At 56.2% G+C, this 1761-nt stretch carries 2 protein-coding genes; both read left to right on the top strand.

Annotated elements, in window-relative coordinates; all coding sequences use genetic code 11:
* Nucleotides 1–1509: HAD-IC family P-type ATPase (locus JJU14_RS16585; RefSeq protein WP_228614821.1), on the top strand; the 1509-nt coding region annotated here is incomplete at its 5' end.
* Between the two features lie 81 nt (nt 1510–1590).
* The coding region (locus JJU14_RS16580) for a DUF6435 family protein (RefSeq protein ID WP_228614822.1) at nt 1591–1761 on the top strand (171 nt) is incomplete at its 3' end.

Raw genomic sequence — 1761 nt, 5'->3', positions numbered from 1 at the left:
GTCGCTGTTGCCAACGACAGCCAACTGACCCAACAGGATGAGCACTGGGGTGTGCAGGGGGAGCCCACCGAAGGCGCCCTGCTCTGCCTGGCCGAAAAAGCCGGCTTTGAGCGTGAAAGCTACCAACGGCTGGCGGTAATCCCTTTTGAGTCCGAGAACAAGTTTATGGCCAGCCTGGAGCAGCGCCCGGATGGCAGCCAGCACATTCTGCTGAAAGGCGCGCCGGATCGTTTGCTGGATCGCTGCGACCAGCAATTGACTGCCGACGGCAAGTCCGAGCCGTTAGACTGCGCCTACTGGCAGCAGCAACTGGAAACACTGAGCAGTCGGGGCCTACGGGTATTGGCGGCCGCCAGGAAACCGGCCAGCCATACCGAGCTTGGTATGGATGATTTAACCAGGATGCAGTTTATTGGCCTTATCGGCATCATCGACCCACCGAGGCCTGAGGCAATCGAAGCCATAGCCCAGTGCCATCAAGCCGGTATTCGGGTCAAAATGATCACCGGCGATCATGCCGGTACCGCCGAAGCCATTGGCAAAGCCATGGCGCTGGCCGGCGCTGGCGATCTGGTGGTGGTAACCGGTGCTGAAATAGAAGCGGCCAGTGATGAGGTGCTGCAGGAGCTGGCCATGCGCGGCAATGTCTTTGCCCGCACCAGCCCGGAGCACAAGCTTCGCCTGGTAAAAGCCCTGCAGGCCAGTGGCGAAGTGGTTGCCATGACGGGTGATGGCGTCAACGATGCCCCAGCGCTAAAACGAGCCGATGTCGGCATCGCCATGGGCATTAAAGGCACCGAAGCCACCAAGGAAGCGGCCGATATCGTATTGGCCGATGATAACTTCAGCACCATCGCCAAAGCGGTGGAAGAAGGTCGCACCATCTACGACAATTTACGCAAAGCCATCTTGTTTATTCTGCCCACCAATGGTGCCCAGGGCCTGGTGATGCTGGTGGCGGTGCTGTTTGGGTTAACGCTGCCACTTACGCCGGTGCAAATATTATGGGTTAATATGGTGGTGGCCGTGACCTTAGCCCTGGCGCTGGCTTTTGAGCCGGCGGAGCCTGGGGTGATGAAACGACCACCACGCGATCCCAAGGCAGCCATTTTAAGCGGCATGTTTTTGTGGCGCATCAGTCTGGTGTCGCTGATGATTGGCGGGGTGTCCATTCTGATGTTTTTATGGGCCATCGCTGCCGACGTTGATATCAATACAGCCCGCACCCTGGCGGTCAATACCCTGGTGATGGCGCAGGCGTTTTATTTGATCAACAGCCGCTACCTGGCCGAGTGCAGCTTAAAATTCAGTCTGCTGTTTGCCAATAAAATGGCCTGGCTGGCGATGGGCGTCCTACTGGTATTGCAGCTCGGCTTCGTTTATCTGCCTTTTATGCAGCAATTGTTTGGCACCAGCGCCCTGCCACTGGCCTACTGGTTGATCCCTGTGGGGCTAGGGCTGGCAATCATGCTGATTATTGAGCTGGAGAAAAAATGGCTCTGGCGCTAAATCACATTTTTTCGAATGCCAAAGTGAACATGATGCGGCTTTCAGCCGTACTCTGTTCACTAGCATTAAGGAGCAACGCCCATGTTTGGACTATTTAAGCGCGACCCGGTGAAAAAACTGCGTAAAATCTACGATCAGAAGCTGGAGCAAGCCATGCTGGCGCAGCGCAAAGGCGATATGCGGCTGTTCGCCGACCTAACCGCCGAAAGCGAAGCGCTGTGGCAACAAATTGAGCAGTTGCAAAAACAACAA

Source organism: Alkalimonas sp. (assembly GCF_020831925.1).
In the GTDB taxonomy this organism is placed as follows: Bacteria; Pseudomonadota; Gammaproteobacteria; order Enterobacterales; family Alteromonadaceae; genus Alkalimonas.
This window is presented reverse-complemented; position numbering and strand designations above follow the sequence as displayed.